Source organism: Roseicella sp. DB1501 (genome assembly GCF_013112485.1).
Classification (GTDB): domain Bacteria; phylum Pseudomonadota; class Alphaproteobacteria; order Acetobacterales; family Acetobacteraceae; genus Paracraurococcus.
This window is the reverse complement of record NZ_JABFHG010000004.1, coordinates 154,143-178,725: the sequence shown is the minus strand read 5'-3', so window position 1 is coordinate 178,725 and position 24,583 is coordinate 154,143. Positions and strand designations below refer to the sequence as shown.

Below are 24,583 nucleotides of genomic sequence, written 5' to 3'. Positions count from 1 at the left end.
TGGCCCGTAAGCGAGGGGGTGTCCTGCCCCGTCATGGCCCGACGGACAAGGGGGCTTGCGACAACAGGCTTATTGCCAACGGTCCCAGCGATGTGGTTTCATCACTTTTATGGGATATCGCATACTATTGTATTTTATCCTGTGCATTGCCGGACCGGTCCTCGCCCGGGCCGAGCCACCCCGCATCCCCGTCCTCGATGCCGGGGCCGTGCCCTTCCTCAACGCCGAGGGGCGCGAGGACTATGCCCGCTTCCTGTTGCAGGCGACGCCGCGGGCCTTCGCCCTCAGTCCTGACGGGGCCTGGGGCTGGGCGGCGGCCCTGCCGGATGCGGCGGCAACGGCGGCGCGGGCGCTGGAGCTGTGCGGCTCCTGGGGCGGTAGCGGATGCAAGATCTATGCCAAGGATCTCGCCGTGATCTGGCCCGGCCGGGAAAGCCCCGGCCCGTCGCCGCCGCCCACCTGGCCGGTCGCCGCCGGACCGGGTTGGTCCCTGGTCCCGGATGGCCGCTTCCTCTGGCAGGGGTCGGGCACCGCCCGCGGCGCCTATGTCTGGGCGCATGGCCGCGCCGCCGGTGGCCAGGACAGCCGCGGCAGCCAGCCGCAGCCGCATGTGCGCGTCTTTAACAATGTCGGCTACGACGTGCTCCGCTTCGACCGCGACCCGGCCGCCGACGAGACCGACATCGCCGCCGGATGGCTGCGCGGCGCGCTGCGCAGCCTGCGCGAGCAGGGCTATGCGCGGATCGTCGTCGGCGGCCAGTCGCGCGGCGCCTGGAACGCCCTGCAGGCGCTGGACACGCCCGGTCTGGTGGATGGCGTGGTGGCCATCGCCCCGGCGGCGCATGGCGCGACCGGCAGCCCGGCCTGGGCCTGGGCGCTCGACGACCTGCGCGAGGTCGTCACCGCCGCCCGCAGCCCGGCGGCCCGGGTGGCGATCGTCAATTTCGCGCAGGACGAGTTCGATCCCGATCCGGATGGCCGCGCCGCCCTGTTCCGGAGGCTGCACGCCCCGCAGGTCGGCGCGCTGTTCTTCCTCGACCGCCCGGCCGAGGTGACCGGGCATGGCGGCGGCGCGGAGTCCCGCTTCACCCTGCGCTACGGCGCCTGCCTGCTCGACTTCGTCGAGGGGCGCGGCACGGGCTGCGGCGAGGCCGCGCCGGCGCGGCACGAGACCGAGGCGGTGCTGGCCGCCACGGCCTCGGGCGGTTAACTCGCGCCGCCCGCGGCCGCATCAGCGCCGCAGCCAGGCCGCCAGCACCTGGCGCTCCTCGATCGGCATCCGGGTGATGTTGTTCGGCGGCATCGCCTGGCTCAGCACCGCCTGCACCCGGATCGCCGCCGCCTCGCGGGCGATATGCTCCGGGCTGTCCAGCCGCACGCCCTTCGGCGGCGTGGCAAGGCCGGCCCAGAGCGGCTCGGCCGCGTGGCACATGGCGCAACGGCCGGTGACGATCTCGACCACCGCCTCGAGCGGCATGGCGACGCCCGGCGGCAGGGTGCCGGCCGGCGCCTCGGCGGCGGCGAGGCCGAGCCGTTCCCGCCCGAGCGGCGAGGAGGTGAGGCTGACCAGTGCCGCCAGCAGCACGCAGGCCGCCGCCACCGCCCAGCACCACCAGGCATTGCCGCGGCCGCTATGGCGCAGGTTGTAGAAGACGCGGATCACCGCGCCCGCGATCAGGATCAACCCGGTGATGACGAAGGCCCAGCGGGTCGACCACAGGATCGGGTAGTGGTTCGCCAGCATCAGGAACAGCACCGGCAGCGTCAGGTAGTTGTTGTGCGTGCTGCGCGTCTTGCCGGCCTTGCCGAGCGCCGGTTCGGGCGTCTCCCCCCGCAGCAGCGCGGCGACCACCTTGCGCTGGTTCGGGATGATGACCATGGCGACGTTGCCGGCCATCCAGGTCGCCATCACCGCGCCGGTGTGCAGCATGGCGCCGCGGCCGCTGAAGACCTGCTGGAAGAGGAAGGCGAGCAGCACGACGAAGGCGAAGCCGATGGCGCCCAGCATCACCTCGTTCTGCCCGATCGGCGAGCGGCAGAGCAGGTCATAGGCCACCCAGCCAAGCAGCAGCGCGCCGATGCCGATCGCCGCCGCGGTGACCGGGCCGATATCGGCGATGGCGGGGTCGATCAGGTAGAGCTCCGAGGCGCCGTAATACAGCCAGGCCAGCAGCGCGAAGCCGGAGAGCCAGGTGGTGTAGGCCTCCCATTTGTGCCAGAGCAGCTCGGGGGGCAGGTCGGCCGGCGCCACCAGCCATTTCCGCACCTGGTAGAAGCCGCCGCCATGCACCTCCCAGAGCTGGCCGCCCTTGCCCGCCGGGATGTCGGGCGCCGGCTTCAGGGCGGCATCGACATGCATGAAGTAGAAGCTGGCGCCGATCCAGGCCATGCCGGCCAGAACGTGCAGCCAGCGCAGCAGCATGCCGCCCCATTCGTGGATGTACGGGTCCATCAATGCACCGCTTCCTGGCTGCGCGCCGCGGCGGCCGCCTCCGCATGCGCCGCCTCCGCCGGGCGGGCGCCGTTGAAATAGAGGTTCAGCACCAGCGCCATCAGCGCCGAGAGCAGGATGCCGGAGTCGAGGATCGGCGCCAGGGCATGCGGCATGGCGCGGAAGAATTGCGGCGCGACCAGCGGGATCAGCCCGAAGCCGATGGAGATGGCGACGACGTAGAGGTTGTGCCGGTTGCCGGCGTAGTCGACGCCCGAGAGGATGCGCACGCCGGTCGCGGCCACCATGCCGAACATGACGACGCCGGCGCCGCCGAGGACGAAGAGCGGCACGCTTTCGACCAGCGCGCCGAGCTTCGGCATCAGCCCCATCGCCAGCATGATCGTCCCGCCCGCCGCGGTGATGTAGCGGGAGGTCACGCCGGTGACGCCGACCAGCCCGACATTCTGCGAGAAGCTGGTATAGGGGAAGGTGTTGAAGATGCCGCCGATGACGGTGCCGAGCCCATCGGTGCGCAGGCCACGCGTCATCGCCGCCTGATCCGGCGGCCGGCCGGTCATCTCGCCGAGGGCGAGGAACATGCCCGCGGATTCGATCATCACCACCACCATGACGATGCTCATCGTCAGGATCGCCACCGGCTCGAAGACCGGGATGCCGAAGGCGAAGGGCAGCACCAGGTCGAACCAGGGCGCCGCGGCCACCTTGGCAAAGCTCATCCGCCCGATCGCCCAGGCGGCGGCGCAGCCGAGCACGATGCCGACCAGGACGGAGATATTGGCGAGGAAGCCGGCGGCGTATTTGGTGATCAGCAGGATCAGCACCAGCACCGCCGCCGCCATGCCGAGATGCAGCGGCTCGCCATAGCCCGGCAGGGTCGGCGCCGGCGCCCCGGCCGCCCAGTTGACGCCGACGCGCATGAGCGAGATGCCGATCATCAGGATGATCGTGCCGGTGACGACGGCCGGGAAGAGCGGCAGCAGCCGGCTGACGAAGGGCGCGATCAGCATGGTCACCACGCCGGCCGCGATGACCGAGCCGAAGATGCCGAGCAGGCCGAGATCGGGGTTGCTGGCCATGGCGACCATCGGCCCGACCGCGGCGAAGGTCACGCCCATCATCACCGGCAGGCGGATGCCGAAGGGGCCGAGGCCGACGGACTGGATCAGCGTGGCGATGCCGCAGGCGAAGAGGTCGGCATTGACCAGCATCGCCACCTGTTCCGGCGGCAGCTTCGCGGCACGGCCGATGATGAGCGGCACGGCGACGGCGCCGGCATACATGACCAGCACGTGCTGCAAGGCGAGCGCCAGCAGCTTCGGTGCCGGCGGCACCGTATCGACGGTTTCGCCCCGTTCCGACAAATCCGGGTCCCCTCGCTTGCCGCCGCGCGGGCTCCGGCGCCCTTCCCTTTCCCTTCTGTTACGCCGTGGCGCATCGGCGGGGCAAGGGCGGTCTGCGCTCAGGTCTCCAGCCGCACGCCCGTGCGCTGGACGATGCCGCGGAACTTCTCCACCTCGCGGGCGAGGAAGGCCCGGGCATCCTGCGGTGAGTTCGGCCGGTCCCAGGCCTCGACGCCGGCGGTGAGCAGCCGCTCGCGCAGCCCGGCCTCGGCCAGGGCGGCGTTGAGGCCGCGGTTCAATGTCGCCTGGATCTCGGCTGGCATGCCGGGCGGGCCGAGCAGGATGTTCCAGGTGGTGAGGTCGTAGCCGGCGACGCCGCTCTCGGCGAGGGTTGGCAGGTCCGGGAAGGAGGGGAAGCGCCGCTCGCCGGTCACCGCGATGCCGCGCACCATGTCGTCGCGGATCTGCTGCGCCGCCGAGGCCAGGACGGCGATGCCGAACTGCCCCTCGCCCTGGAAGATCGCCGTCAGCATCTGCCCGCCGCTGCGATAGGGCACGTGCACGAAGCGGGTGCCGAGGTCGAGCGCCAGCATCTCGCAGGCGAGGTGCGGGATGGAGCCGACGCCGGAGGTCGCGTAGGTGTAGGTGTCGGGTGGCGCCGCCCGCAGCGTCGCCACCACCCCGGCTGCGTCCTTGGCCGGGAAATCCTTGTTGACGACCAGCACCAGCGGGGCGAGGCCGATGACGCCGAGATGCGAGAAGTCGCGCAGCGGGTCGTAGCGGGTGCCGCCAACCAGCGCGCTCGGCGCGATGGCGTGCGAGGAGCTCTCGACCAGCATGATGGTGTAGCCATCCGGCGCCTGCCGGCGCAGCCAGTCGCTGGCGACCATGCCGCTCGCGCCCGGCCGGTTCTCCACCACCAGCCGCGTCTGCGGGCCGAGATGCTCGGCCAGCCGGTCGGCCAGCAGCCGCGCCGCGATATCGGTGGAGCCGCCGGGGGCGAAGCCGGTGGCCATGGTGATGACGCGGTCAGGAAAGGCCTGCACGGCCGGCGCCGCCAGCAGCGTCAGGGCGGAGAGGGTCAGGGTGCGGCGGCGCATCGCGGGTCCTTCCAGGGAAATGTCGTCATACCAACGGACCGGTCCCCTAACCGGTCCGAGGCCCCGAACGGGGCCCGCAGCTTATGCTGCGAAGCCAAGCGAGCCGGAGGCTTGCGCCCGGCGTCTGCGGGCGATCGATATCAGCCCGGCGGCATGGCATCGGCGGGCGTGCGGCCGATCACCGGGCCCATGAGGCCGAGATCGATGGCCGCGCGGGTGACGGCGGCGGCGAAGCCCGGCGCGGCGGCCAGCGCCGCGAGGCGCAGCCGGGCCGCCGGCTCGGCCACCAGCCGCGCCAGCGCCGGCCCGTCCTCCGGCAGCGGCAGGCTCGGCCGCACCGGCCCGCGCTGCGGCGCCAGGCCGAGCAGCAGCCGCTCCACCACCCGGCTGTCGAGCGAGATGGCGGTGCCGCAGGTCATGGCGAGATCCGGCTCCGGCCAGGCGAGGCGCAGCCCGACCAGCGCCCCGGGGGCGCGGCCGCGGGCGAGGTGGTTGTCCCAGATCACCAGCGGCGCGCCTTCGGGGAAGGTCTCGGCCGCGACGCCGCCCTCCGCCAGCGGGCCGGTGATGCGGTAGAGGCCGAAGCGGGCGCCCATCAGGGCGTCCAGCATCCGCGCCTCCTCGCTCCCCGGCAGCGGCGGCTCGGCCCGCGCCTGGCGCTCGATCGCGCGGCCATGGCCGCCGAGCGGGTCGAGCACGCCGAGATCGAAGACCGCGGCGAGTTGCATCGCATCGGCCGGCCGCACCTGCTTGCCGTCCCAGAGCGAGAGGGCGCGCGCCTGGCTGCCGAGGGAGGCGAGCGGGATGCGCTTCGAGGCCTCGGTCAGCAGTTGCCGGCGGAGGCCGGCATAGCGCGCATAGCGGGCAGCCGGGGTGTCCCCCTGCATCGCCTCGTCCGTCAGTTCGGCACCGTGACGCCGAGGCCGCGGGCGCAGCGGACGATGCTCTCCCAGGTATCGGGCTGCAGCGGCACGCCCTTGGCGAGGCGCTCGGCGCGCAGCCGCGCCTCCGGCTCGCCGGGCGCCAGCACCTCGCCGCCGGCGGTGTCCGGTCGGCAGGACTTCACCCAGGCGACATAGTCCTCGGCCGCCTGCCGGAAGCCCGCCTCGGTGCCGAAATGCCGTGGCGAGATGAAGATGGAGAGCATGCCATTGGCGATGCGGCCGCGGGCATCGACCGGGCCGGAGCAGCCGCCGCCGGTGAAAGCGCCGGCCAGCAGCTCGCACATGAAGGCCAGCCCCGAGCCCTTGTGCTCGCCGAAGGCGCGGATGGCGCCAAGGCCATTGGCTGGGTTGCGCGGCCCGATCGGTGGGTACTCGCCATAGAGGGTGTGCGGATCGGCCGAGAGGCGGCCATCCGGCTCGACCAGCGCATCCTGCGGCAGCGGCTTGCCGCCGTTGGAGGCGACCAGCACCTTGCCCTCGGCGACGCGGGAGGTGGCGAAGTCGAGCAGCACGGGCGGGTCGGTCGGCACGCCGATGCTGAAGGGGGCGGTGGAAAAGCGCCGCTCGGTGCCGCCGAAGGGCGCGACGAGCACGCTGCCGGCGACGTTGACGAAATGGATGGAGATCAGCCCGGCCTCGATCGCCTGCTCGGCATAGGAGCCGACGCGGCCGATATGCCCGGCATTGCGCAGCGCGACGACGGCGGTGCCGTGCTGCCGCGCCCGCTCGATCCCCATCGCCGTCGCCTGCGGCGCGACGGTCTGGCCGAAGCCGTAATGCCCGTCGAGCAGCGCGAAGGCGCCGCCATCGGTCACCACCTCCGCCTGCTGGCCGGCGACGACATAGCCGGCCTGCTGCCATTCGACGTAGCGCGGCACGCGGACCACGCCATGGCTGTCATGGCCGGCGAGGTTGGCGCCGAGCAGGTGGTGGGAGATCCGGCCCGCCTCGGCCGCATCGCAGCCATTGGCGCTGAAGATGCGGGTGACGAGATCCTCGAGCGTGTCGGCGCCGATCAGCACCGGGGCATTGGTGTCCATGGGGTCCCCAAGGGTACGAGCGGGGCGCGCTGGCGGCCCGCCCCAGTCGGGAGAAGTCAGATCGGGAGAAGTCAGATCACGCGATCGGTCTGCGGATCGATCAGATGCATCTGGCCCATATCGGCGGCCAGCGGCAAGGCCCGGCCCGGCTCGGCTGGCACGCTCGGATCGATGCGGGCGACGACCTCCGCGCCCTCGAGCCAGATATGCGCCAGCGTCTCCATGCCCATCGGCTCCACCACCTCGGGCGTGAGCTTGAGATGGGCGAGGTTCGGCCGGTGGTCGTTCGGGCGCACCTCCGTCAGGTGCTCCGGCCGGATGCCGAAGAGCACCTCCTTGCCGGCATGCCCGGCATAGCGCTTGGCGCGGGCCTCCGGCACCGGCAGGCTGATGCCGCCGGGCAGCACGATGTTCAGCGCCGCGCCGCCATTGGCGAGCTTCGCCGGGATGAAGTTCATCGCCGGACTGCCGATGAAGCCGGCGACGAACTTGGTCGCCGGCTTGTGGTAGAGCTCGGTCGGCGGGCCGACCTGCTCGATGACGCCGTGGTTCATCACCACCACGCGGTCCGCCAGGGTCATCGCCTCCACCTGGTCGTGGGTGACGTAGACGGTGGTGGTCTTGACGGTCTGGTGCACCTTCTTGATCTCGGTGCGCATCTGCACCCGCAGCTTGGCGTCGAGGTTCGACAGCGGCTCGTCGAACAGGAACACCTTCGGGTCGCGCACGATGGCGCGGCCCATGGCGACGCGCTGCCGCTGCCCGCCCGAGAGCGCCTTAGGCTTGCGGTCGAGCAGCATGCCGATATCGAGGATGCGGGCCGCATTCTCCACCCGCCGGCGGATCTCCTCCTTCGGGAATTTCCGCAGCATCAGCCCGAAAGCCATGTTGTCGTAGACCGACATGTGCGGATAGAGCGCGTAGTTCTGGAACACCATGGCGATGTCCCGGTCGCGCGGCGGGATGTCGTTCACCACGTTGCCGCCGATCAGGATCTCGCCCTTCGAGATTTCCTCGAGGCCGGCGATCATGCGCAGCGTCGTCGACTTGCCGCAGCCGGACGGCCCGACGAGGACGACGAATTCGTGGTCGGCGATGTCGAGGTCGATCCCCTTCACCGCCTGCACGCCGCCCTCGTACTCCTTGACGATGCGGTTCAGCTTGACCTGTGCCATTGCGTTCCTCCCCAGGCCCGGGCGGCCATCATCCCTTGGTGGCGCCGGCGGTGAGGCCGGCGATGTAGTAGTCCATCAGAAAGGCGTAGACGATCACCGGCGGCAGGGCCGCGAGCAGCGCGCCAGCCATGAGCTGCCCCCAGGCGAAGGTGTCGCCGCGGATGAGCTGGCTGACGACGCCGATGGTCAGCGGCATCTCGTCCGGCCGGGTGATGAAGGCGGTGGGATAGACGAAGGCGGCCCAGGAGACGGTGAAGGCGAAGATCGTCGCCGCGATGATGCCCGGCAGCGCCACGGGGATGAAGATCTTGGTCAGCATCTGCATCCAGTTGGCGCCGTCGATCAGCGCCGCCTCATCCAGCTCCTTCGGGATGGAGGCGAAGTAGCCGATCATGATCCAGGTGCAGAAGGGCACGGTGAGCGTCGGATAGACCAGCACCAGGCCCCAGGTGGAGTTCAGCAGCCCGAGCGCGCCGACGATCTGGTAGAGCGGGATGAAGAGCAGCGTGTCCGGCACCAGGTAGGTGAGGAACACGCCCGTCGCCAGCACCTGGCTGCCGAAGAACTTCATGCGCGCCAGCGAGAAGGCGGCGAAGACCGAGATCACCATGGTCAGCACCACCACGCAAACCGTGACCTTGATGCTGTTGAAGAAGAAGCCGCGGAACATCGGGTCGCTGATCAGCGCCCAGTAGTTGTCGAGCGTCGGATTGCGGACGATCCAGGGCGTGCCCACCGGGTTCGAGATCTCGGCGCTGGTCTTCAGGCTGGTGAGCAGCATGTAGAGCGGCGGCGCCAGCATGACGATCGCGGCGACGATCAGCGAGATATAGGCCGTGATCAGCGCCCAGCGCCGCTCCTTGCGGAGCGAGCCGATGCGGCGGCCGAGGCCGGGGATGGCGGCGGAGGGGGTGGCGGCGGTGGCGGACATCAGGCCATCTCCCGGTTGCGCTGGTTGACGCCGCGAAGGATGAAGAAGGCGACCACCGCCAGCAGCGGGAACATGAACAGGCTCACCGCGGCGCCGCGCGGGATGTTCCCCGAGAGCACGCCGACCTGGAAGGCGTAGCTGGCGAAGACATGCGTCAGGTCGCGCGGCCCGCCATTGGTCAGCACCCGGACGATGTCGTAATTGGCGAAGGTGACGATCAGGCTGAACAGCACGGTGATGCTGATGATGTTGCGCATCATCGGCAGGGTCACGAAGCGCAGCCCCTGCCAGCCGGTGGCGCCATCGATCGCCGCCGCCTCGTAGAGCTGGTCGGGCACCGATTTCAGCGCCGCCAGGTACATGATCATGAAGAAGGGCGTGCCGGCCCAGACATTGACGATGATGACCGAGGCGCGGGCCCACCAGGGCTCGCCCAGCCAGGGCACGGAGGGCGCGCCGATGGCGTTGAGCAGCCAGTTCAGGCTGGAATAGCTGGGATCGAACATCCACCACCAGCCGAGGGTGGACAGCGCCGGCGGCACCACCCAGGGCAGCAGCAGCAGGCCGCGCCAGATCCGCTGCCCCTTGGTCGGGATGTGGTGCAGCATGTGCGCCAGCCAGAAGCCGAGCAGCGCCTTCAGCACCACCGCGCTGATGGCGAAGATGCAGCTCTGCCAGATGACCATCTGGAAGGTCTCGGAATCCAGCAGGATCTGGAAATTGCCGAGGCCGATGAACTCGGTCATCCGCCGGTTCAGGGTGGAGAGATAGATGGCGTAGCCGGCCGGCCAGGCGACCAGCCCGGCGATCACCGCGATCAGCGGCAGCGCCATCAGGAAGGCGATGGTCGAGCGCCGTCTGGCGATCCGCTGCAGGCTGAGGCGCGGCTGCGCCGGGGCGGCGGCCGGCCCGGCGGCAGTCACTGTGGTGGCATCCAGCGCCATGGAAGCCCTCTCCCTGTTTGGTGCTTGGGCAGCGCCGGCGGCGCCCCCGCGCCGCCGCAGCCTTTGGTCGGGATCAGGCGCCGCGAGCAAAGCCCGGGCGCCTGTTCCTGCCGAGCGGAGCTATGGCGCAAGGAGGGCCGGCATTCAATTCCGATCCGCCGCGCCAGGCCCCGCGACGACCTCAGCCGAGGCGCATGTTCTTGATCTCGCGCTCCAGCCAGCCGAGCGCCTGGTCGACCGACTCGCCGCCCTGGGCGACGCGGGCGATGACCTTGGTGTTCAGCGCCTGCACGTACATCTGCGAGGCGAGATCGGCCGGCGCCGGCGAATAGGCGATCGAGTACTTCGCCTGGTGGTGCGGCTTCAGCGGGTAGTTGTAGATCGTCCCCACCGGCGGCCCCTGCGTCGTCCAGACCTTGAAATCGGCCATGCTGGCGAAGGGCGGGATGTCGTAACCACCGCTGGTGTCGGTGGTGAACTCGGCGCTCTCGCGCTGGCTGAGGAACTCGAGCAGCGCCTTGGTCGCCGTCTTGTTCTTGCCGAAGGCCCAGACGCCGGTGGTGAAGGGCAGGTAGGCGCAGAAGCGGCCGGCGGGGCCGGCGGGCATCGGCACGGTCCAGCACTTCTCCGCCACCTGCGGCGCATCCCGCTTGGCGACCGCCCAGGCCGAGGGCGGGTTGAAGACGAGGGCCGAGCGGCCGGAGATCAGCGCCCGGTTGTTCGAGGCATCGTCCCAGGCCCAGACATCGTTCGGCAGGAATTTCGACAGCCGCACGGCATAGTCGATCACCTGCTTCAGCTTGTCGTTGCCCTTGATCGTCGGGTTGCCCTTCTCGTCGGTGATCTGGGCGCCGTAGCTGAGGAAGAGCGCGCCGATCCAGTCCACCGCGTCGCTGAACTGGCCCATCGGCAGGCCGAAGGGAACATTCGCCTTGTGGCAGGCCTCGGCCGCCTTGAGGAAGGTGTCCCAGGTCCAGGTATCGGCGCCCGGGCCCTGCTTGGCCTCGGCCGGCCACATGGCGCGGATATCGATGCCGGCATGCTCCTGGAACAGGTCGTAACGCACGCAGGCGGGCTTGGCCTGGGTGCCCGAGGTGGCCGGCACGCCGCGCCACTTGCCACCATGTTTGGCGAGGTACTCGGCGATCGGATTGATCGGGCCGTATTTGGCGACCAGCCGCTGGATCACGTCATCGACCGGCTCGAGCTGATCGGCATAGGCGCCGACATCCCAGGGCGTCAGCGAGATCGCGTCATGCCCGTTGCGCGACTGCGCCTGCGCCGCGGCGGTGAGCTGAAGCTGGTTGCCGGTGGTGTTGATGAAATCGAGCTGGACGTTGACGCGGTTCTGCTCGCCCCATTTGGCGCAAAGTTGCTTCAGCGCGTCGTTGCCGCCGGGCACCCAATGGTCCCAGAAGGCGATGCGGATCGTGCCGCCCGTGCCCTGCGCATGCACCATGGGGGCGCCGAGCGCGCCCACGGCCACCACCCCGGCGCCGGAGCGCAGCACGCCGCGCCGGCCCATCCGATTGCCTGCCATCTTGGTTCTCCCAGAGAGGCGGGAAGCCCGCCCGACATGCCTCATCCGAGCCTGTTCCGGCTCTGCTGCGCAACATGACCCGACCCGGATCGGCTGACAACGGCTCCCGGCGACGGGATGCCGCCGCAGCCGGGCACATCCACGCCAGCCGCCGGCCAGCCGCGATCCGCGGGCCGTCCACGCCGTCAGGGAAACCGCGGCGTGGCGCGGGGCGGTGGCGAAACACTTCGTATCACGAAGCCTGCGGCGGCATCGCGCCGCGCCGCCGATCGCTCCGGGTAGTGCCGGGAGGATGCAAGGCTGCCGCACGACCCTGTCGCGCCGCCATTCGACCGCCCGCCGCCTTCGCGGGCCGGATGCTCAGGCCTCGGCGCCCTCGTCGCGCAGCAGGCTCTCGACCATGGCCGGCGGCACCTCGCCCGCCGTATAGGCCTCGCCCGGCCCGTGCAGCAGGACGAAGCGGAGCGCGCCGTCGCGCACCTTCTTGTCCTGGCGCATTCGCCCCATCAGCGCCGCCGCCGAATAGCGGCGCGGCAGGTCGCGGATCCGCGCCGGCATGCCGCAGGCCTCGAGATGCGCGATCACCCGGCCGGGCAACTCCTGGCTGCACTGGCCGAGCCGGGCCGAGAGCGCGGCGGCGAGGCCGAGCCCGACGCCGACTGCCTCGCCATGCAGCAGAGCGCCGCCATAGCCGCTCTCGGCCTCCAGCGCATGGCCGAAGGTATGGCCGAGATTGAGCAGGGCGCGGCCGCCCTCGGCGCTCTCCTCCCGCTCGTCGCCGGCGACCACGGCGGCCTTCAGGCGGCAGCTCTCCAGCACCGCATGCGCCTGCGCCGCGGCATCGCCGGCGACCAGCGCCGCGCCATGGCCCTCGCACCAGCGCCAGAGCGTCTCGCCCGAGAGCAGCCCGTGCTTGGCCACCTCGGCATAGCCGGCGCGAAGCTCGCGCCCCGGCAGGGTGCGGAGCGTCGCCATGTCGGCGATCACCAGCCGCGGCTGGTGGAAGGCGCCGACCAGGTTCTTGCCGAGCGCGAGGTTGACGCCGGTCTTGCCGCCGACGCTGGAATCCACCTGGGCCAGCAGCGTGGTCGGCACCTGCACGAAGGGCAGGCCGCGCAGCGCCACGGCCGCCGCGAAGCCGGCGAGGTCGCCGACCACGCCGCCGCCGAGTGCCACCACCGCCGTGCGCCGGTCCGCCCCGGCCGCCAGCAGCTGCTCCAGCACCGATTGCAGGCAGGCGAAGTCCTTGCTCGCCTCGCCGGGCGGCACGGCGATCTCGGCGAGGATGGCGAAGCCCGCCTCCTCCAGCCCTGCGCGCAGCGCCGGCAGGTGCAGCGGCGCGACCGTCTCGTCCGTCACCACCACCACCCGGCGGCCCGGCAGCACCGGCGCCATCAGCCCGCCGGCCCGGGCCAGCAGCCCTTCCCCCACCAGGATGTCGTAGCTGCGCTCGCCGAGCGTCACCGGCAGGCGGGCCGGCGGCTGCCAGGCCTCGATCCCCTCCTGCACCCGCCGCGTGGTCGTCTCGGGGCTCTCATCGGTGCAGTGGATCACGAGGTCGGCCTCGGCATAGAAAGGGTGGCGGATCGTCATCAGCCGCTGCAGCACCTCCGCCGGATCGGCGTTGAGGAACATCGGCCGGTGCTCGCGGCCGGCGACGCGGCGCAGCAGGGTCGGCAGCCGACAGCGCAGCCAGACCGAGACGGCGCCGGACTGGCGGATAGCAGCGCGGGTCCTGGCATCGGCGAAGGCGCCGCCGCCGGTCGCCAGCACCACCGGCGGGCCGGCCAGCAACCGGCTGATGACGCGGCGCTCGCCGTCGCGGAAATGCGGCTCGCCGTAGCGGGCGAAGATCTCGGTGATCGGCAGGCCGGCGGCCGACTCGATCTCGTTGTCGGCATCGAGGAAAGGCAGGCCGAGGCGCAGCGCCAAGCGGCGCCCGATGGAGGACTTGCCGGAGCCCGGCATGCCGACCAGCACGATGCTCCGCCCCCGCAGCCAGGCGGGCCCGGCCGGCAGGATCGCCTCCGGCCGCAGCAGGTCGGTTGCCAGGGCAATGCCCGCAACGGTTCCAGGTGAGGCAGGGTCACCGGGGCCGGATGGTGCGCGGGCGTTAACAATGTTGCGTGACACGATCCCTAAGGCTAGCACACCGCGGCTCTCGCGCGAGGACCCCGCCCGCAATGTTCCAACGGCCCGTATTGCTGATCGCCGTGATCCTCGTGGCCCTGGTCGTGGCCGGGCTGCTGGCGGTCGGGGCGTTTCCGCCCGCTGTCTCGCCGCAACCGGTCGAGCGCGTGGTGCCGAACGACCGATTCCAGACCCGCTAGAGCGGCACGTGCCCGGGCTGCGGCAGGCGGCGGGCCGGCGCGGGTCGCCGCCCGCGCCACGGTAGGACCGCCCCCCGCATGGCCGCCCATCTGCTCGACGCCTTCCTCGAGATGCTCAAGGCCGAGCGCGGCGCCGCCCGCAACACCTGGACGGCCTACGAGACCGACCTCAGGGACTTCTTCGACTTCTGTGGCCGCGAGGGCACGCCGCCCGCCATGGCCGGCGCGCCGGTGCTGCGCGCCTATCTGCGGCGCCTCACCGATCTCGGCCTGCGGCCGCGCACCGCCGCGCGGCGGCTCTCGGTGCTCCGGCAGTTCTACCGCTTCCTCGCCCGCGAGGGCCTGCGGCCGGACGACCCGACCGAGCTGCTGGAAGGGCCGAAGACCCCGGCTGCCCTACCCAAGGCGATCGCCGAGGCCGAGGTGGAGGCGCTGCTCGCCGGCGCCGCCGCGCTGCCCGGGCATCGCGGCCCGCAGGCCGTGGCGGCGATCGAGCTGCTCTACTGCTCCGGCCTGCGGGCGAGCGAGCTGGTCACCCTGCCGGCGGCGGCGCTGCGGCCGGATGCGCCGCTCGTCGCGGTGCATGGCAAGGGCGGCAAGGACCGGCTGGTGCCGATCTCCGCCCGGGCGCGGGAGGCGGCGGTCCAGGCCCGCGAGGCGCTGGCCGCGACCGGCCGGAAATCCGCCCAGGACGCCCGGGCGCTGCGCTGGATGTTCCCGGCCCGTGCCGCCGCGGGGCACATGACGCGACAGGCGCTCGGGCTGCTGCTGAAGGATGCGGCGCTGGCCGCCGGGCTCGACCCGAACCGGGTCAGCCCGCATGTGCTGCGGCATTCCTTCGCTAGCCACCTGCTCGCCCGCGGCGCCGACCTGCGCAGCCTGCAGCTGCTGCTCGGCCATGCCGACATCGCCACCACCCAGATCTACACCAAGGTGCTGGAGGAGCGGCTGCGGGCACTGGTCGAGGCGCATCACCCGCTGGCCGAGGGGCCGGCGGGGGACGGGCCCGCGGCCGAGGCCTGACCGGCGCCAAGGAAGGGGCCGGACGAGGTAGGGCCCTGGCCGCGGCTTCCTCCCATGGCGCTTTTCCGCTAACCCCGGCGCCTGAGGACCCGTCCTGCGGCGCCACGGCGCCGCGGCGGGAGATTCTTGCGATTCGCCCAGGCCCCGCGCCGGGCCACAGGGACGCGATGCGCCACTTCCTGGACTTCGAAAAGCCGATCGCCGAGCTCGAGGGCAAGATCGAGGAGCTGCGCCGCACCACGGATGCCGGCGGCATCGACGTGGCGGAGGAGGTCGCCAAGCTGCGCGACAAGGCGCAGACCCTGCTCAAGACCACCTACGCCAAGCTGACGCCCTGGCAGAAGACGCTGGTCGCCCGGCATCCGGACCGGCCGAAATGCCTCGACTACATCCGGGCCCATATCGAGGAATGGACGCCGCTGGCCGGCGACCGCGCCTTCGCCGACGACGCGGCGGTGGTCGGCGGCCTCGGGCGCTTCCGCGGTCGTGCGGTCGCGGTGCTCGGCACCGAGAAGGGCGCCGATACCGAGAGCCGGGTGGAGCATAATTTCGGCATGGCGCGGCCGGAGGGCTACCGCAAGGCGCGGCGGATCATGGAGCTGGCCGGGCGCTTCGGCCTGCCCATCCTCTCCTTCGTCGACACCGCCGGCGCCTTCCCGGGCATCGAGGCCGAGGCGCGCGGCCAGGCCGAGGCCATCGCCCGCTCCATCGAGGCGGGGCTGGACGCGCCGGTGCCCTTCGTCGCCACCATCATCGGCGAGGGCGGCTCGGGCGGCGCCATCGCGCTCGCCGCCGCCGACCGCGTGCTGATGCTGGAGCACAGCGTCTACTCGGTGATCTCGCCCGAGGGCTGCGCCAGCATCCTCTGGCGCGACGCCGCGCAGGCCCCGGCCGCGGCCGAGGCGCTGAAGCTCACCGCCGAGGATCTCCGCCGGCTGAACCTCGTCGATGCCGTGGTGCCGGAGCCGATGGGCGGCGCCCATCGCGACCCGGCGGCGACGCTGAAGGCGGTGGGCGACCGGGTGTGGGACAGCCTGGAGCCGCTGCTCGCCTTCGACGGCGCCACGCTGCGGGCGCGGCGGCGGGAGAAGTTCCTGGAGATGGGCCGGCACGGCGTCGCCTGAGGCGACGGTCCGGCGCCGCTGCCCGCAGGACGGAGCGGCGATGCAGCGGTGACCCGGCAGCACATCCCCGACCTCTCCGCCCGCCAGCTCCTCGCCGTGCTCACCGTCGCCGAGCAGGGCAGCTTCGTCGCCGCCGCTGCCACCCTCGCCTGCTCGCAGCCGGCGCTGACCCGGACCATCCGCCGCGTCGAGGACCTCCTCGGCGCCGCGCTGTTCGAGCGCACCACCCGCCGCGTGCGGCTGACCGCGGCGGGGCGCGAATTCCTGCCGGTCGCGGAGCGGCTGCTGCACGAGCTCGGCCTGCTCGCCCGCAGCCTGCGCGAGATCGCCGCCGAGAGCCGCGGCCAGGTGGTGCTGGCCTGCATCATGTCGGCGGCGACCGGGGTGCTGCCCGGCCTGCTCGGCGCCTGGAGCGCCGCCCGGCCGGGGGTCGAGCTGCATGTGCGCGAGGGCGTGCACGGCCATGTGCTGGCCGAGGTGCAGGCGGGATCGGCGGATATCGGCCTCACCTATGTCGATGCGCTGCCGGAGGGACTCCTCGCCGAGCCCCTCGGGCGCGAGCATTTCGTCGCCGTCGCGCCGCCCGGCCATGCCCTGGCCCACCCCGGCGCGCCGGTGACGCTGGCGGCGCTCGCCGAGGAGCGGCTGATCGCCTTCCCGCCCGAGTCCCACACCCGGCGCATCATCGAGGCGGCGGCGGCAGGTGCCGGCCTCACCCTCCGCCCGCGGCTCACCGTGATGCAATTCGCCACCATGCTGCGGCTGGTCCGCGCCGGGGCGGGACTGGCCATCGTGCCGGCGACGGCGGTGGCGGGATCGGCCGGCGAGAGCCTCGCCGTGCTGCCCCTGGCGCCGCCGGGGCTGAGCCGGCGGGTCGGGCTGGTGACCCAGGCGGGCCGGGTTCTGTCGCCGCCGGCGGCCGGGCTGATGGGCGCGCTGCGGGATGGCTGGCCGGGCGGGGCATTGATGCAAAATATGGAATAAACTTCGGCAACAAGCCGGACTTGGCATAGGTTGTCGCCCTGCGCATGCTTCCCGGACAGCGGCCCCAGGCCGGACCGCCCGAAGGCAGGGGAGCGACGCCATGTCCGCCACCAAGGAGATCACCGGGCACCACGCGGTCGAGCCGGGCACCGACCTCGTCGAATACTACTTCGCCCGCGGCTGGACGGATGGCCTGCCCATCGTGCCGCCGACGCCCGAGAAGGTGGCGGCCTTCGTCGATGCGCTCGGCGGCGAGCCCGATGCGGTGGAGGGCAAGGTCGCCCCGCGCTGGGGCGTGCTGACGCGCGAGGTGCTCGCCATCAACGCCGTCATGGCCGGCTGCCGGCCCGATTACGCCCCGGTGCTGCGGGCGGCGATGCAGGCGCTGATGGATGCGGCCTTCAACCTGAACGGCGTGCAGGCGACGACGCATATGGCGGCGCCGCTGGTCATCGTGAACGGGCCCGTCGCCCGCGCGATCGGCATGAATGGCGGGGCCAGCGCCTTCGGCCCCGGCAACCGCGCCAACGCCACCATCGGCCGCGCCATCCGCCTGGTGCTGCTCAATGTCGGCGGGGCGCATCCGCCCGATCTCGACAAATGCACGCTCGGCAACCCGGCCAAGTACAGCTACGCCATCTGCGAGAACGAGGCGGACAGCCCCTTCGCCCCCTACCATGTCGAGCAGGGCTGGGCGCCGGAGGCGAGCACGGTCTTCGCCATGGCGGCCGAGGCGCCGCACAGCGTCACCGACCACCAGTGCAACGACCCCGAGGGCATCCTCGACACGATCTGCTCGGCGATGAGCACCATCGCCACGAACAACGCCGTGCTCTCCGGCCATTGCGCGATCGCGCTCGGGCTCGAACATGCGCGGAGCATCGCCAAGGCCGGCTGGACCCGCAGCGACATCCGCCACTATCTCTGGATGCACAGCGGCAACGCCTTCCGGCTGATCACCCGCGACCATCGCTACGGCCGCGTCTACAACCGCAACCTGCCGAAATGGTACAAGCGGGACCCGGACAGCCGCATCCCGATCGTCCCCTCGCCCGACAACATCCATCTCTTCGTCGTCGGCGGCGATGCCGGGCGCTTCTCCGCCTTCATCCCCGGCTGGGGCCATATGAACACGCCGGTGATGAAGCCGGTCTTCGCCGATGCGGCGCTGCCCGAAGGGCCCGACTGCGCCGGCGGCGTCTGCGCGATCTGAGGGAGGGAACGCCATGCTGCTCCGGGTGGATGACGCCAGGGCCTTCGTCTTCGACCCGCGCGGGCGGGTGGAGAGCGCGGCGACGCCGCGCGCCCCGCGGCGACCGCGGCTCGACGGGCTGCGGCTCGGCGTGCTCGACAACAGCAAGTGGAACGCCAACAAGCTGCTGCGCGGCGCCGTCGCGGCGCTGGGCGAGCGCTTCGCCTTCGGCGCGGTGAATTACTACGTCAAGCACAGCTTCTCGAAGGATGCGGCGCCGGAGCTGATCGAGCGCATCGCGGCGGAGAACGACATCCTACTCACCGCCATCGGCGATTGCGGCTCCTGCTGCTCCTGCTGCGTCCGCGACAGCATCGCGCTGGAGCGCCGCGGCCTCGCCGCCGCCTGCATCATCACCACGGAATTCGCCCGCGAGACGGAGCTGACCCGCGCCGCGCTCGGCATGCCGGCGCTGCAGCCGGTGGTGATCGACCATCCGGTGAGCTCGATCACCGCCGAGGAGGTCGCCGCGCGGGTGCGGCAGATCGAGACCCAGGCGGCAGCGGTCTGGACCGGCGGCGAGACCGCGGCGCGGAGCTGAACCCGGCGGACCTTATGCCGACAGACCGGTCGCTTGATCGGTCCGAGGCCCCGAACGGGGCCTGCCGCCAGCGCGGTGAAGCCTGGACCATGATCCATTCACCCTGGTTCACGGACCATGGTCCGGGCCGTTGTTCGATCGCGTGAGTCTCGCCTTCGGTGAGTCCACCTCAGGCGATCACGCTCTAGCAAACCGGAGGTTTGCGCCCGGCGACTGAGGGCATTGAATGAGGGCCTTCAATGAAAGACCCGGCCGGCGTCGATCACCACCGTCTGGCCGGTCATGGTCTCCGACCGCGCCATGGTCACCACCATCTCGGCGCAATCCTCCTTGTCCGCCGCCCGCTTCAGCAGCGCGCCGGAGGCCGAGCGCTCGATCTGCGACGGGCTGAGATTGGCTGTCGCCCGCGTGCCCTCCAGCAGCCCTGGCGCCACGCAATTGACCAGCACCTCGGGCGCCAGGGCGACGGCCATGCAGCGCGTCAGATGGATCAGCCCGGCCTTCGAGACGGCGTAGGCGATGGAGGAGCCCTGCGGCCCGAGCCCGGCGACGGAGGCGATGTTGACGATCCGTCCCCGCCCCTGCGCCTTCATCACCGGCGCCACCGCCTTGGTGAGGCGCATCGGCCCGGTGAGGTTCACCGCCATGATCCGCTCCCAGAGCTCGATGGTCAGCCCGTCGAGATCGGTGAAGGGGACGGATTTGTTGTAGGCGGCGTCGTTCACCAGCAGGTCGATGCGGCCATGGCGCTGCCGAACCGCATCGACCAGGGCGGCGACCGAGGCCTCGTTGGTGATGTCGCAGCGATGCGCCACCGCCTCCACCCCATATCGCGTGGCGAGCTCGCCGGCCACCGCCTCGGCCTCGGCGCGGCTCTCAGCATAGACGACGGCGACATTCGCCCCCGCGCGCGCCAGGGCGTGGCAGATGCGCTGCCCGAGCCCGCCATTGCCGCCCGTCACCACGGCGACCGCCCCCTTGAGCTCCATGGCCCATCCCTCCCTGTGGAAGCCGCGAGACTGCGGCCTCCCCAGGGCAACGGGCAAGCCGCTGCCTCAGCCCGAACCCAATGCGAGGGCCGCCGCGACACGTTGGGCGAAGCCGGCCGGGTCGCGCGGCGGCTCGCCGTCCTGGATGCGGGCGAGGTCGAAGAGCAGCCCGGCCACCTCGCCCAGCTCCGCCTCGGCCTCCGGCCCGGCGAGGCGGCGGAGCAGCGGATGCCGCGGGTTGACCTCCAGCACCGGCAGGCCGGTTCCCATCTCGCGCCCGGCGCGGCGCAGCAGGCGCTGCAGCTGCAGGTCCGGCCCATGCTCCGGCGCGGCGAGCACGGCGGCGCTGTCCACCAGCCGGTCCGTCGCCCGCACCGCCGAGACGGAGTCCTTCAACGCCTCCTGCAGCCGCGGCAGCAGGGCGGTGAGATCGGCCGCCTCCCCGGCAGCGCCGCCCTCACCGAGCTTCGAGAGGTCCACCGTGCCCTGGGTGATGCTGCGGATCGGCTTGCCCTCGAAGGCGTCCAGCCGCTCCGGCCAGAAGGCGTCGATCTGGTCGGTGAGCAGCAGCACCTCGACGCCGCGGGCGCGGAACCCCTCGAGCTGCGGCGACTTCGCCAGGGCGGCGGGGTCCTCGCCGACCAGGACATAGATGTGCTCCTGCCCCGGCTTCATGCGGGAGACGTAGTCGGCGAGCGAGGTCCAGCCCTCCTGCCCCCCCTCCTGCGCTGACGAGCGGAAGCGCAGCAGCGCGGCGACATCCTGCCGGTGCTCGGCATCCTCCCAGACGCCCTCCTTCAGGATGGGGCCGAAATTCTCCCAGAACTTGGCGTAGTCCGCGGCATCCTTGGCACGGCTCTTCAGCTCGGAGAGGACGCGGGAGGTGACCGCGCGGCGGATGCGGGCCAGCACCGGCGTCGCCTGCAGCATCTCGCGCGAGACGTTGAGCGGTAGGTCCTCGGTATCCACCACGCCATGCACGAAGCGCAGCCAGGGCGGCAGCAGCGCCGCCTGGTCGGTGATGAACATGCGCCGGACATGCAGACGCACCCGGCTCTCCCGCTCGCCCTCCACCGCCTGGAAGGGCTTCATGCCGGGGATGAAGAGCAGCGCCGCGAAGTCGAGCGCCCCCTCGGCGCGCCAGTGCAGCACCGCCCAGGGCGTGTCGAAGACATGGCCGAGATGGCGGTAGAACTCGGTGTAGCTCTCCTCGCTAACCTCGGCCTTCGGCTTGCGCCAGAGCGCCGTGCCCTCGTTCGCCGGCTCGTCCTTGCCGTCATGGGTGACGAGGATCGGGATGGTGATGTGGTCCGCCCATTTGCGGATGATCGCCTGCAGGCGGAAGGGCTCGAGGAACTCCTCGGCCTCCGGCTTCAGGTGCAGCACCACGTCGGTGCCCGGCTCGGCGCGCGTGGCGGGGGCGAGGGTGTAGTCCCCCTTCCCCTCCGAGGCCCAGGTCCAGGCCTCCTCCGTCCCGGCGCGGCGGGAGGTGACCTCCACCCGCTCGGCCACCATGAAGGCCGAGTAGAAGCCGACGCCGAACTGGCCGATCAGGCTCGGCCGCTCCGCCGCCGGCCGCTCGGCGAGGGCGCGGGTGAAGGCGAGGGTGCCGGAGCGGGCGATGGTACCGAGATGCTCGGCCAGCTCCGCCTTGCTCATCCCGATGCCGGGATCGGAGATGCGCAGCGTGCGGGCCGGCTTGTCCGGCACGATGCGCAGGGCCGTCTCCGCCGGCATGCCGAGCGCCGGCTCGGTCAGCGCCTCGAAGCGGCGCCGGTCCACGGCATCGGCGGCGTTCGCCACCAGCTCGCGGAGGAAGATCTCGCGCTCGGTGTAGAGCGCATGCACCACCAGATCGAGGAGGCGCCCCACCTCGGCGCCGAATTCGTGCCGCTCCAGGGTCTCGCCCATTCCCAATTCCCCCATGCGTTGCGGTCAGGCAGCGGCCGATATGCGCGTGCGGCGAGAGGCTTTCAACGCCCCGGCATCGCCATGGGAAGGGCTTGTGTTCGACTGATCTTAGATATATCTAATTACAGTCTTAAGAGGAAAACCCCAGACATCATGCGTTTCCACCTTCCCCACCCCATGCATCCCCATCACGGCCATGGCCGGCGCTTCGCCCGCCATGAGCGCGAAGGCCATCCCTTCGGCCGCGGCCCGCACGGGCGCGGCGGCCGGGGCGGTCTCGGCCGGCTCTTCGCCCATGGCGACCTGCGCCTCGTCATCCTCGACCTGATCGCGCAGAAGCCGCGGCACGGCTACGAGCTCATCAAGGCGATCGAGGACCAGGCCGGCGGCGCCTACAGCCCCAGCCCGGGCGTCATCTACCCGACGCTGACGCTCCTCGAGGAGCTCGGCTACGTCACCACCGCGCCCGAGGAGGGCGGCGTGAAGAAGCTGCACAGCATCACCGCCGAGGGGCAGGCCTTCCTCGCCGCCAACCGCCCCGCCGTGGAGGCGCTGCTCGCCCGCATGGCGGAGGCCAGCCGCCTGCATGCCGGCGGCCAGGCGCCGCAGATCCTGCGCGCGATGGAGAACCTGAAGCTCGCGCTCCGCATGCGCCTCGCGCGCGGCCCGCTCACCGCGGCGCAGGCCGATGCGGTCGCCGCGGCGCTCGACGCCGCCGCCCTCGCCGTGGAGCGCAGCTGATGCCGGCGCCGCAAAGCCAGGGAGCGCAAGACCAGGGGGCGCCAAACCAGGAGGCGAGCGCCGAGGCCCGCGTCCCGACCGCCATGGCGGGCCGCTACCTCACCCAGCTCTGCAAGCATTTCGGCCACCGGGTGCCGACCGGCATCGAGGACGGGCGCGGCTGGATCGCATTCCAGGGCGGGGGCTGCACGCTCGAGACCGATGGCGACAGCCTCGTCATGCGCATCGCCGCCGAGGACGCGGCCTCCCTCGCCCGGCTCGAGGAGGTGGCGGCGAGCCATCTCCAGCGCTTCGCCTTCCGCGAGACGCTGCAGATCGCCTGGCAGCCGGTTGGCTGATGCCGGGCGCCCGACGATCGAGGAGCAGGACAGTGCAAGCGTCCTGCACCCGGCCTGAGACCAACGGCATGAATGCTCCATGCATGCCGAGCGTCCGAATGGGCGCCGCTGGTGGCGGCCATTGGCGCGCCTCACGCCGCGACGCGGCGTAGCCAAGGGTTGCGGAGCAACCCGCCCGGCGATCGAGGAGCTGTTGATGGGTCACCATCAACGGCCGTTGGCATGAGACGCCTCAGGCCACCAGCGCCGGCCGCCGCTGCCGCCAGGGCGTCGCCCGCTCATAGGCGTCGCCGGCCCGCAGCACCGTCGCCTCGTCGAAGAGGTGGCCGACGATCTGCAGGGAGAAGGGCATGCCCTCGGCATCGAAGCCCATGCAGAGCGCGAGCGCCGGATTGCCGCCGACATTGAAGGCGGTGGTGTAGCTGCGCCTGGTGAACAGCGTCTCCGGCGGCACCGGCTTCAGCACCTTGGCCGGCTCGCCGGTCGGCAGCATCAGCACGTCCACTTCCGCCAGCGCCGCCTGCATCCGCCGCGCCAGCGTGCTGCGCTGGCGCATGGCCTGGACATAGGTCTCGGCCCGGACGAGCCCGCCGGCGATGATGCGGAAACGGAGCGAGGCGCCGAACAGCTCCGGCGTCTCGCGGAGCTGCCGCGCATGGATCGAGAAGAGCTCGGCGACCGCGATGATCTTCTTGCAGTCCTCGTAATCCTGCAGCGGCGGCAGCGAGACCGGCTGCACCGTCGCGCCGAGCCCGCGGAACACATCGAGCGCCGCGTCGAGCGCCGCCCGGGTCGGCGCCGAGGCGGGCAGCTCCTCCTCGATCCAGCGCCAGGGCACCCCGATGCGCAGGCCGCGGACATCGCCGGTCAGCGCCGCCCGGTAATCCGGCACCGGCCGGTCGGCCGAGCCGGGATCGCGCGGATCGTGCCCGGCGACGATGCCGAGCAGGATCGCCACATCCTCCACGGTCCAGGCCAGCGGGCCGGCATGGTCGTGCGAGAAGCAGTTGGGCAGCACGCCGCGGCGGCTGACGCGGCCATAGCTCGGCTTCAGCCCGGCGATGCCGTTGGCCGCCGCCGGGCCGCGGATCGAGCCGCCGGTGTCGGAGCCCATGGTCGCCAGCACCATCCCCGCCGCCACCGAGGCGCCGGAGCCGGAAGAGGAGCCGGCCGGGTCCTTCTCCAGGTCCCAAGGGTTGCGGCAGGGCGGGAAGAGCACGTCCCAGGAGGGGCCGCCATGCGCGAATTCCCAGGTGGCGGACTTGCCGAGCAGCACGCCGCCCGCGGCCGAGAGCCGTTCCTGCGCATCGCAATCGCGTTCCGGCACATGGTCGGCAAGCTGCTTCGACTGCGCGGTGGTGCGGATGCCCCGCGTCTCGAATATGTCCTTGAGGTTGTAGGGGATACCATGCATCGGGCCGCGATAGCGCCCGGCCATGATCGCCGCCTCGGCCGCCTTCGCCTCGGCGAGCGCCCGCTCGCGCGTCAGGGTGACGAAGCTGCAGAGCCGGTCGTCCACCGCCTCGATCCGGCGCAGGCAGTCGGTCAGCAGCTCGACCGGCGAGAGGTCGCGCGTCTCGATCCGTCGCGCCGCCTCGGCGAGGCTCAGGAAGCCTGGCATGCCTCAGCCCTCCCCGGTGAAGCGGGCGGGATCGAAGATATGCGCCGGCTCATCGGCATAGGGTCGCGCCTGCGGGATGCGGGCGGCCATCTGCGCCACCTGCCGCCAGGCGGCGAGCAGCTCCGCCCGGTAGGCCTCGGGAAGCTGGTCGAGCCCCGCCTGCTTCGCCAGCACGGTCAGTTCCTCGGGGGTGGTGTCCTCGGACATGGATTTCCTCCTCGGGAGAGTGGCAACGGTCAGGTGCGGATCGCCGCCTCGGC

At 71.7% G+C, this 24,583-nt stretch carries 23 protein-coding genes; 9 read left to right on the top strand and 14 right to left on the bottom strand.

The genetic code is table 11. From position 1 onward, the window contains the following. The first annotated feature begins 127 nt into the window (after positions 1–127). Complete coding sequence (locus HJG45_RS09775; protein WP_171611942.1) at positions 128–1,210, top strand: S9 family peptidase; 1,083 nt, start codon at positions 128–130, stop codon at positions 1,208–1,210. A gap of 21 nt (positions 1,211–1,231) precedes the next feature. Here HJG45_RS09775 and HJG45_RS09770 read toward each other — a convergent pair whose 3' ends face one another. The 10 genes from HJG45_RS09770 to aroB form a co-directional block, all read right to left on the bottom strand. Then, entirely contained in the window at positions 1,232–2,452 is a 1,221-nt protein-coding gene (locus HJG45_RS09770) for a urate hydroxylase PuuD (RefSeq protein WP_171611941.1), read from the bottom strand. Further along, complete coding sequence (locus tag HJG45_RS09765; RefSeq protein WP_171611940.1) at positions 2,452–3,816, bottom strand: nucleobase:cation symporter-2 family protein; 1,365 nt, start codon at positions 3,814–3,816, stop codon at positions 2,452–2,454. The genes HJG45_RS09770 and HJG45_RS09765 overlap by 1 nt, the downstream gene beginning before the upstream one ends. A gap of 98 nt (positions 3,817–3,914) precedes the next feature. After that, positions 3,915–4,895 carry a tripartite tricarboxylate transporter substrate binding protein gene (locus tag HJG45_RS09760; RefSeq protein WP_171611939.1) on the bottom strand — a complete coding sequence of 327 codons (981 nt, stop codon included), beginning with the start codon at positions 4,893–4,895 and terminating at the stop codon, positions 3,915–3,917. 140 nt (positions 4,896–5,035) lie between these two features. Continuing rightward, positions 5,036–5,782 carry a hypothetical protein gene (locus HJG45_RS09755; RefSeq protein ID WP_171611938.1) on the bottom strand — a complete coding sequence of 249 codons (747 nt, stop codon included), beginning with the start codon at positions 5,780–5,782 and terminating at the stop codon, positions 5,036–5,038. 11 nt (positions 5,783–5,793) lie between these two features. After that, positions 5,794–6,879, bottom strand: a complete 1,086-nt coding sequence (locus tag HJG45_RS09750; RefSeq protein WP_171611937.1) for a malate/lactate/ureidoglycolate dehydrogenase — start codon at positions 6,877–6,879, stop codon at positions 5,794–5,796. 71 nt (positions 6,880–6,950) lie between these two features. Further along, entirely contained in the window at positions 6,951–8,054 is a 1,104-nt protein-coding gene (locus HJG45_RS09745; RefSeq protein WP_171611936.1) for an ABC transporter ATP-binding protein, read from the bottom strand. A gap of 28 nt (positions 8,055–8,082) precedes the next feature. Beyond that, the gene (locus tag HJG45_RS09740; RefSeq protein ID WP_171611935.1) at positions 8,083–8,985 is read right to left on the bottom strand and encodes a carbohydrate ABC transporter permease; all 903 of its coding nucleotides are present in this window, start codon (positions 8,983–8,985) and stop codon (positions 8,083–8,085) included. Then, a complete protein-coding gene (locus HJG45_RS09735) occupies positions 8,985–9,929 on the bottom strand; it encodes a carbohydrate ABC transporter permease (RefSeq protein WP_171611934.1) in 945 nt (314 codons plus the stop codon). Before HJG45_RS09735 ends, HJG45_RS09740 begins: the two co-directional genes overlap by 1 nt. A gap of 181 nt (positions 9,930–10,110) precedes the next feature. After that, a complete protein-coding gene (locus HJG45_RS09730; protein WP_171611933.1) occupies positions 10,111–11,469 on the bottom strand; it encodes an ABC transporter substrate-binding protein in 1,359 nt (452 codons plus the stop codon). Positions 11,470–11,829: 360 nt separating this feature from the next. Beyond that, on the bottom strand, positions 11,830–13,602 hold the full coding sequence (aroB, locus tag HJG45_RS09725; RefSeq protein ID WP_368040557.1) for a 3-dehydroquinate synthase: 1,773 nt from the start codon (positions 13,600–13,602) through the stop codon (positions 11,830–11,832). 50 nt (positions 13,603–13,652) lie between these two features. On the opposite strand from aroB, the gene HJG45_RS09720 reads away from it, so the two are divergent. The 6 genes from HJG45_RS09720 to HJG45_RS09695 all read left to right on the top strand — a co-directional run bounded on the left by HJG45_RS09720 (position 13,653) and on the right by HJG45_RS09695 (position 18,723). Then, positions 13,653–13,799, top strand: coding sequence for a hypothetical protein (locus tag HJG45_RS09720; RefSeq protein ID WP_171611932.1), 147 nt, complete (start codon positions 13,653–13,655; stop codon positions 13,797–13,799). A 78-nt stretch (positions 13,800–13,877) separates the two neighbouring features. Beyond that, entirely contained in the window at positions 13,878–14,822 is a 945-nt protein-coding gene (locus tag HJG45_RS09715; RefSeq protein ID WP_171611931.1) for a tyrosine recombinase, read from the top strand. A gap of 167 nt (positions 14,823–14,989) precedes the next feature. Continuing rightward, positions 14,990–15,946: an acetyl-CoA carboxylase carboxyltransferase subunit alpha gene (locus tag HJG45_RS09710; RefSeq protein WP_171611930.1), complete on the top strand. Its 957-nt coding sequence runs from the start codon at positions 14,990–14,992 to the stop codon at positions 15,944–15,946. 48 nt (positions 15,947–15,994) lie between these two features. After that, positions 15,995–16,930, top strand: a complete 936-nt coding sequence (locus HJG45_RS09705; RefSeq protein ID WP_171611929.1) for a LysR substrate-binding domain-containing protein — start codon at positions 15,995–15,997, stop codon at positions 16,928–16,930. A 100-nt stretch (positions 16,931–17,030) separates the two neighbouring features. Next, positions 17,031–18,143, top strand: a complete 1,113-nt coding sequence (locus HJG45_RS09700; RefSeq protein WP_217362887.1) for a hypothetical protein — start codon at positions 17,031–17,033, stop codon at positions 18,141–18,143. Between the two features lie 13 nt (positions 18,144–18,156). After that, positions 18,157–18,723, top strand: a complete 567-nt coding sequence (locus HJG45_RS09695; protein ID WP_171611928.1) for a UGSC family (seleno)protein — start codon at positions 18,157–18,159, stop codon at positions 18,721–18,723. A gap of 236 nt (positions 18,724–18,959) precedes the next feature. Here HJG45_RS09695 and HJG45_RS09690 read toward each other — a convergent pair whose 3' ends face one another. Beyond that, a complete protein-coding gene (locus HJG45_RS09690) occupies positions 18,960–19,712 on the bottom strand; it encodes an SDR family NAD(P)-dependent oxidoreductase (protein WP_171611927.1) in 753 nt (250 codons plus the stop codon). Between the two features lie 66 nt (positions 19,713–19,778). Further along, positions 19,779–21,623, bottom strand: a complete 1,845-nt coding sequence (htpG, locus tag HJG45_RS09685; protein ID WP_171611926.1) for a molecular chaperone HtpG — start codon at positions 21,621–21,623, stop codon at positions 19,779–19,781. A 153-nt stretch (positions 21,624–21,776) separates the two neighbouring features. On the opposite strand from htpG, the gene HJG45_RS09680 reads away from it, so the two are divergent. Together HJG45_RS09680 and HJG45_RS09675 are read left to right on the top strand one after the other, a co-directional pair. Further along, on the top strand, positions 21,777–22,364 hold the full coding sequence (locus HJG45_RS09680) for a PadR family transcriptional regulator (protein WP_171611925.1): 588 nt from the start codon (positions 21,777–21,779) through the stop codon (positions 22,362–22,364). Further along, positions 22,364–22,702: a DUF2218 domain-containing protein gene (locus HJG45_RS09675; RefSeq protein ID WP_171611924.1), complete on the top strand. Its 339-nt coding sequence runs from the start codon at positions 22,364–22,366 to the stop codon at positions 22,700–22,702. Before HJG45_RS09680 ends, HJG45_RS09675 begins: the two co-directional genes overlap by 1 nt. A gap of 232 nt (positions 22,703–22,934) precedes the next feature. On the opposite strand, the gene HJG45_RS09670 is transcribed toward HJG45_RS09675, so the two are convergent. Beyond that, a complete protein-coding gene (locus HJG45_RS09670; protein ID WP_171611923.1) occupies positions 22,935–24,323 on the bottom strand; it encodes an amidase in 1,389 nt (462 codons plus the stop codon). A 3-nt stretch (positions 24,324–24,326) separates the two neighbouring features. Beyond that, positions 24,327–24,530: a hypothetical protein gene (locus HJG45_RS09665; RefSeq protein ID WP_171611922.1), complete on the bottom strand. Its 204-nt coding sequence runs from the start codon at positions 24,528–24,530 to the stop codon at positions 24,327–24,329. Positions 24,531–24,583 lie beyond the last annotated feature (53 nt).